A 7,741-nucleotide genomic window follows, 5' to 3' on the forward strand; every position below is an offset into this window, starting at 1 on the left:
CATGATCAACGGTGACCCGTGGTTCGTGGTCCGCGACGTGCTAGGGGTGAAGGACACCTCAATGGCGCTGAAAAACACAAGTCAGGCTTGTGTTATGATGTACAAAACCCCCGGCACACGTGGCCGAGAGAGCAACCTGGTTGAACAGGGCAGCTAAACATTCATCAGACTAATGTTATCCCTACTGTAACCTCGGAATTTGTTCCAACAGACCAATTTTCGGGTTTCTCCGAGAAAACCTAACTCCATTTCAGGAGCGTCTCAGCCTGGCTCAGTACTGTGTTGATCGCAACCGGCGCGAGGTCCGGCGGATAGCCATATTTCTTCAGAATTCGCCGCACCAAGACCCGCAGCTTGGCACGAGCGCTTTCTTTCAGGTGCCAATCGACCGTGACGTTTTTTTGTAGCTGCTCGACAAGAACATGGGCAATCTTGCGCAGTTCATCGTTGCCAAGCATCTCGACGGCACTCTGATTTTGCGCAAGCGCATCATAGAACGCCATTTCTTCTGCGCTCAGGCCAAGATCGTCTCCACGCTGAACAGACGCTTTCAACTCTTTAGCCATATTAATGAGCTCTTGGATCATCTCCACGCTGGTGATGGCGTTGGCGTGGTATCTAGACACCGCATCTTCGAGGCGTTCGGAGAAGGCCTTGGCTTCAACGACGTTGAGCTTTTGGCGTGCCTTGATCTCGCCGGCTAGGAGCTTTCGCAAAGCTTCGAGAGCCAAGTTCTTGTGCTCCATGTTCTGAATTTCAGCCAAGAAGTCATCCGAAAGCACCGAAATCTCGGGCGATTTGAGACCCGCCGCCTCCAAGACGTCTATAATGCTCGCATCTGCAATCGCATCGGAGATAAGCTGACCAATAGCGAACTCGCGGTCACGTCGGCTAATATTTGAACGCGCAGAGGTCTTGGCCAATGCCGCACGTACTGCCTGAAAAAAACCTACCTCTTCCTTGATCGTTTGCGCGTAGTCGCTTGCCGAAGCCAAAGCGAATGCCTTAGAGAGGTTTGCGACCAAATTATTGTAGTAGTTCAGCTCGGCCTTCTTAGCTTTCTCATCGGCTTGGGCGTCAGCCCGTACCTTTTGCTTTTCAAGTGTCCACTGAATCGCGCCCGCAAGCACCTGTAAGCGCTCATGCGGCGCTCCTGAAATGCCCAAGCTATAGTCGAAGCCCGCGAAGAAATCCTGGCACCTTTCCAACAGTTCTTGTAAGGCGGACACCGCCTCTTCTTCGTCAATGCCGGTTTGCTCGCGATCTGTAGACGTATAGTTCTGCAACGCCGTTCTCAAATTCTGGCCAATACCAATGTAATCGACCACAAGTCCCCCAGGCTTATCCTTGAACACGCGGTTTACACGCGCAATGGCCTGCATAAGACCATGACCCCGCATTGGCTTGTCGATGTACATCGTGTGCATGCTCGGTGCATCAAAGCCAGTCAGCCACATATCCCTCACAATCACCAACTTAAGTGGGTCTTGCGGGTCCCTTGCCCGTTTTGCGAGCAGATCGCGACGCATCTTGTTTCCAATGTGCGGTTGCCACTCCAATGGATCCGACGCTGAGCCAGTCATCACGACCTTGATCGCGCCCTCTGTATCGTCTTCGGAATGCCAGCTCGGGCGAAGTGCGACAATGCGTTCATAGAGATCAACGCAGATGGCACGGCTCATGCAGACGATCATGCCTTTGCCCGCTATCGCCTCAAGACGGTCTTCGAAGTGAGCGACAATGTCTTCAGCGACTTTTTCCAGTCTCGGCGACGCTCCCACAAGCCGCTCGACGGTCGCCCAGCTCGCTTTGGCTTGCTCCTGTTCAGAGATCGACTCGTCGTCAAAAAGTTCATCAACCGCAGCGTCGATTTCAGGCAATTTGTTTCGCTCAAGTTCAACGCGAGCGAGCCTGCTTTCGTAGTAGATCGGCACCGTGGCTTTGTCTTCCACAGCGCGGCTTATGTCGTAGATGTCGACGTATTCGCCAAACACGGCGGGCGTGTTTACGTCGGCTTCCTCGATAGGTGTGCCGGTGAAACCGGCGAAGGACGCATTCGGCAGTGCTTGGCGCAGGTAGTGGGCGTAGCCATACTTTCGAACGCCTGTAGTGCGGTCGAGTTTAGCGTCAAAGCCGTACTGGCTTCGGTGGGCCTCGTCTGCGATGACGATGATGTTCCGCCGGTCTGACAGCTTGGGAGACGTCTCTTCACCCGAAAGCGGCGAGAATTTCTGCAACGTGGAAAAGATCACACCGCCGGAGGTGCGATCCAGCCTTTGGCGCAGGTCGTCGCGGTCCTCGACTTGCTCCGGCGTTTGGCGGATCAAATCCTTGCAAAGCGAAAAGGTCCCGAAGAGCTGATCGTCCAGATCGTTCCGGTCTGTCACCACCACGACGGTTGGGTTCTCGAGCGCCTCGGACCGCACCAAGAGCCCCGCAAAGAAGGCCATAAGGAAACTCTTGCCGGACCCTTGGGTGTGCCAAATGACACCCACCTTTCGGTCTCCGTCTTGGCTTGAGGCCTCAATCGCACTTGCCAGCGCTTTCCTAGCCCCGTGGAACTGGTGATAGCCCGCAATGATCTTGAACACCCCGTCGCCCTTGTCGCCAAAGACCGTGAAGTCCCGGACAAGCTGCAAGAGCCTCGTGGGGGCTAGGAGCCCCCGCACTAGGGTCTCCATTTCCTTTGGTCCCTCGGGCGTGAAGTCGTCCTGCGCCCCTGTAACGGTCCGCCATGGCATGAAGCGGTCCTCATCCGCACTCAGTGACCCGACACGTGCCAGAAGTCCGTCAGAAGTTACTACAGCGGCGTTTGTGCGAAAGAGCGAGGGTATTTGGTGCTTGTAGGTCTGGAGCTGGTTGAACGCGTCATGGATCGTTGCGTTTTCGCTGGCGGCATTCTTGAGTTCGATCACCACGAGCGGCAAGCCGTTGACAAAAGCCACAACGTCCGGACGACGATTATGCCCATTCTCGACCACGGTGAATTGGTTCGTGACCATGAGGTCGTTGTTGGACGGATTGGCAAAGTCGATCAGGCGGACCTTGTCGCCCTTGATGGAGCCATCGGCGCGGCGATACTCGACATCGACGCCATCGACCAACAGCCGGTGAATGCGTCGGTTCTCTTCGATGAGCGAGGGCGTCTCGCTGCGCTGAACCTGTTTGAGCGCCATCTGCAGCGCGTCTTCGGGGATATCGGGGTTGAGCCGCTTTGCCGCCTCCTCCAACAACTCCGGTAGAACCACATCCCCATTCGACACCCGCCGCCGCTCTGGCCCATCGGGAGCAATAGAGGCCGGGTCTTCATACCGCCAGCCGATCTCTTGCAGGATGCCAAGGGCGACTTGTTCGACAAGGTCTTCGGTGAAGCTCATAGCGGACCGCCATCCAGCGCGAAAAGAAGGTCTTCAAGCCACGCGTCGTGATCGGTTTCATGGTCTTCTACCGGATACCAAATCGGATGAATCTCAGCCTGTTGAAGTTCGGTATGCTTTGCTGTTCGATTGGCTTGGCCGGGATCAGCAAGAAATGCATAGTGACGCAACCCTGCTGCTCCGTTCATGGCTTTGATCTCTTGCATCGCGGTTATCGTGCGATCTGTCGCGAGACTGCACCCCATGAACAAAAGACTGCGATTTGAGATAAGGAAATTGAGCGTACCTGGCACAGTTCTTTGATTGCCGTAAGCGTCGTTGTATTCGCGGGTTGTGAGAACACGCCCGTTTCTTGAGGTCGCAGTCCCGTGGATTTTGAATAACACATTGGCTCCGCTTGCCGCTTCCCTTGGTGCATTGATGATGTTTGCGCCGGAGAATACTTCTGCGAAAGCCTGTTCGTTGTGTTCATACACTTTTTCAAGGACATGATCGAAATTGGTTGTTACGCACCCAAGCTTGAATAGCTGAGGTATCAATCGAACCGGGCCTTCTGGTGTGAACACTTTCCCGGCGAAGTAGTTTTCGATCTGCTCGGCCAGCATGTTCTCTTCAAATTCGTCCGCGATGATCTCGGCGGCGTCTGAAAACCGCCCCTCTTCGATTGCGAGTTCCACTTGGTCCAGAACATGGGGGTCGTTTTGAGCGAGGTCTTTAAGAAACGCGCCCCACATTGGGAAACCACTTGGCTTGGACATGCCTGCGCCAACAAATGGCAAAATTTGTTGTTGCATGTGACGCTCAGCGAGGCGGTTAAAACGCGGGAGACAACCGCAATCTGTGAGCATATCGCGCACGCGACCGCGGGCTTCTTCCTGCTTCTCCTGCACCCAAGTGGTCAAGTTTGACTCATAGTCCGTGGGTGCATGGTCTTTAAATGCTTGACCGCTGGAGTATTGCTCGCCGCCCCAAATCACCGGCGAGACTTCGTCGAGGTGATCGTGAAAACGAGGTTCGAAATAGCTATTCATAATGCTGCCTCCGCGTCTTTCAGGCGGATGTTGCCAGACATGAGTTTGGGCAAGAGGAGGTCGCGGAGAGCGCTGAGGGTTTGGTTTTCGGCGTCGTTTTGCTGCCTCTTTTCTTCAAGCGGCCCGGCGATTTCGGTAAACGGAGCGCTTAGTTCGCAGCCAATTTTGAGGATCGGTAAGCCCCCCAAGGTCTTGGTGTTGAGGTTCGGCATAGTTGCGCCAATCGCGCGACTTCGTATCCATTGAACAGCACTTTCAGTGTCGAGCTGCATGAACAGCACGTTGGGCGAACGTTCTTTTGAATGAACGCTCACCTTCAGGCAGCCAGTGCCGCAGAGCCAGCCGTTTTGAGCTTCAGAAATGAGAGCCTTCCGCCCGATGTCGCCTCGTCTTCCGTAGATGATGTCACCGGGTTGACAGCGATGCTTTGCCAATGAATTCGCTTTTTCCTCGGTGATATAGGCGACCCCTTCCTGCTTGATCTGCGAATAGGTCAAGTTTGCAGGCATCAGCACCGGCACACCTCTTTGTGCATAGTCTGACTTGTGCAACTGGCTGCCGAACGGGCCGGTTTGTATCGAACCGCCAGAGCGTTCCACAAAATCTCCTAAGGTTTCCATCTCCCATCCCTCGGGCAAGCCATCGTCGCCCAGTTCGGCGGGGAAAAGGGGGGCGAGGGTGGCGGCTTTTTCGGGGGGGAAGGCGTGGCCCATGATGGCGGCGGGGTCGGTGGCTCCTTCCATCTGGCGGCGGGTGGGGCCGAAATCGACGAACCAATCCCGAAACAACGCCCGCGCCATCTCTTCCAACGTCTCATTCATCCGTCGGTTCAGCTCGATTTTGTCGTCGAGCGGCTTTAGCACATTGGCAATTCGCAACTGCTCGTCTGGTTCTGGAACAACGATTTCTAGTCTCGACAGCATGTCGTTGTTCAAGCTGGCCCGGGTGGACATCGTGGACATCGCGTTGACCGATTGCCTGAAACGCGGGCTGCTAAAGTAATAACCCGCGTACTCTGGCAGTATGTAACTCTCATCTTTAGGACGGAGCCGCTTTGTAAAGCCGTTGAATGTGGCATCGGGAACATCGGATAGAGAAATGCAGCTCATCCCCAGTTCGTCCATAGTTTCGCTGGTTCGTGTGAGGAATACATCGCCTCGCTTGACCGAGCATTTCTTGCGCTCGGCGTCACTCGATTGGACCAAGTTTTCCAGCGTTTTAGGAACGAACCGGTTGTAGAAAACATCCTTAAAAGAAAGGAACGGGAAGCCGGAACCAAATTCGGACCTTGGTTTGGAGAGGCCCGAGGCGAAGTCGTAAACCTCTGCTAGGCTATGAACTCTCCATTCAGGCATCTTGAGAGACACTCGCGATTCCTGCGGTGATAGCTTCTTCTAAAGACCGACTTTGTTCGAATTGGTCGTTCAAGAGACCAGTTAACGACGCAAACCTCTCCTTAAACGGCACACCATCGTCCTCGTCTTCAGCCGCCCCAACATACCGCCCCGGCGTTAGCACATGGTCGAACTTGCGGATGGTCTCCAGCCCCTCGGATTTGCAGAAGCCCGCCTCGTCGGCGTAGGCCTCCCAGCCTTTCTCCTCCAGCGTCTCGGGCTTGGCCCGCCAGCGGCGGTAGGTGCCTGCGATCTGCTCGATGTCCTCGTCCGAAAACTCGCGCCGCACCCGGTCCACCATATGGCCCATGTTTCGTGCGTCGATGAACAGCACCTCTCCGCGCCTGTCCCTCAGGCCGTTTGCGCTTTTGTCGCGGCTCAAAATCCAAAGGCAGACGGGAATTTGCGTGGAATAGAACAGCTGCCCCGGCAGGGCGACCATGCAATCGACGCGGTCCTCCTCGATCAGGCGCTTTCTGATCTCGCCCTCGCCGCTGGTTTGCGACGACATAGAGCCATTGGCCAGCACCACCCCCGCATGGCCGCGCGGGGCGAGGTGGTGGATGATGTGCTGCAACCACGCGAAGTTGGCGTTGCCCTTGGGCGGGGTGCCATACTTCCAGCGTTCGTCCTCGGTCAGTCGTTCGCCGCCCCAATCCGAGATGTTGAACGGCGGATTGGCGAGGATGTAGTCGGCCTTGAGGCCCGGGTGCGCGTCCTTGTGAAAACTGCCCGCGTTGTCCCAGGCGATGTCCGCGTCGATACCATGCACCGCAAGGTTCATCTTGGCCAATCGCCATGTAGTGTGGTTGATCTCTTGCCCATAGACGGCGAGGTTCAGGGGATTGCCGCCGTGTTCCTCGATGAACTTCTCGGACTGAATGAACATGCCGCCCGAACCACAGCAGGGGTCATAGACGCGGCCTTGATAGGGTTCGAGCATTTTAACGAGCGTGCGGACGACGGAGCGGGGCGTGAAGAATTCTCCGCCGCGTTTGCCTTCGGCACTGGCGAAGCCTGAGATGAAGTATTCGTAAACACGACCCAAAAGGTCGCGGGCACGGTCGGCGCTGTCGTGCATCTTGATGTTGGAAAAGAGATCGACCAACTCGCCCAGCATCGTTTTGTTCAATGTAGGCCGGGCGTAGTCCTTGGGTAGAACGCCCTTGAGGCTTTCGTTCGTTTGCTCAGCCTCAATCGCCTCCATTGCGTTGTCGATAATTTTCCCGATGTCTTCAGAGCGAGCGTTTTTCTGGATGTGCGACCAGCGGGCTTTTTCTGGCACCCAGAAGACGTTTTCGGCGAGGTATTCCTCTGGATCCTCGGGGTCCGCGAATTCATGCTCGGAGAGTTGGTCATGCATCGCCTGGAAGGCTTCGGAGATGTACTTGAGGAAGATCAGACCCAGTGCGACGTGCTTGTATTCGGAAGGCTCAAGGCCACCGCGCATCTTGTCCGCTGCTTTAAATAGGTCGGCTGCGAAATCTAGATCAGCCTGCCGATTGTCTTTTGCCATAATCGTTTTGCTCGTGAATTAGTCGCTATTCGGTAAAAGAAAGACTTAACCATTCGAGGCTTGCGAGTCGAACCGAAATCCGCGGTCTGCCGTGATGTCGAACTTTGTTTTGACTTGATCTACTCCCAAAGGAGTCCGCTTTTGTTTGCGAGCACTGTTCAGGACCTGGCCCTCTATTGACCGTCAGTGAAACGATTATGGGGCGAGCCCATGAGGCTCGAGTTGCGTTCGTGATTTGGCTTGTCGCTGCGAAACACCAGCTTGTAGAGACCAGCCTGTTCAACCAGGTTGCTCTCTCGGCCACGTGTGCCGGGGGTTTTGTACATCATAACACAAGCCTGACTTGTGTTTTTCAGCGCCATTGAGGTGTCCTTCACCCCTAGCACGTCGCGGACCACGAACCACGGGTCACCGTTGATCATG

General features: G+C 55.4%; 5 protein-coding genes. All 5 read right to left on the reverse strand.

The window, feature by feature from the left end; genetic code table 11:
- Positions 1 to 239: 239 nt before the first annotated feature.
- Complete coding sequence (locus F8R15_RS20470; RefSeq protein WP_152845816.1) at positions 240 to 3,377, reverse strand: type I restriction endonuclease subunit R; 3,138 nt, start codon at positions 3,375 to 3,377, stop codon at positions 240 to 242.
- On the reverse strand, positions 3,374 to 4,408 hold the full coding sequence (locus F8R15_RS20475) for an SIR2 family protein (protein ID WP_152845817.1): 1,035 nt from the start codon (positions 4,406 to 4,408) through the stop codon (positions 3,374 to 3,376). The genes F8R15_RS20470 and F8R15_RS20475 overlap by 4 nt, the downstream gene beginning before the upstream one ends.
- Positions 4,405 to 5,775 carry a restriction endonuclease subunit S gene (locus F8R15_RS20480; protein ID WP_152845818.1) on the reverse strand — a complete coding sequence of 457 codons (1,371 nt, stop codon included), beginning with the start codon at positions 5,773 to 5,775 and terminating at the stop codon, positions 4,405 to 4,407. The genes F8R15_RS20475 and F8R15_RS20480 overlap by 4 nt, the downstream gene beginning before the upstream one ends.
- Positions 5,756 to 7,318, reverse strand: coding sequence for a class I SAM-dependent DNA methyltransferase (locus F8R15_RS20485; RefSeq protein ID WP_152845819.1), 1,563 nt, complete (start codon positions 7,316 to 7,318; stop codon positions 5,756 to 5,758). Before F8R15_RS20485 ends, F8R15_RS20480 begins: the two co-directional genes overlap by 20 nt.
- A 173-nt stretch (positions 7,319 to 7,491) precedes the next feature.
- Positions 7,492 to 7,741: BRO family protein (locus F8R15_RS20490; RefSeq protein WP_152845820.1), on the reverse strand; the 250-nt coding region annotated here is incomplete at its 5' end.

Origin of the sequence: Thioclava sp. JE_KL1 (assembly GCF_009296265.1) — a bacterium.
In the GTDB taxonomy this organism is placed as follows: domain Bacteria; phylum Pseudomonadota; class Alphaproteobacteria; order Rhodobacterales; family Rhodobacteraceae; genus Thioclava.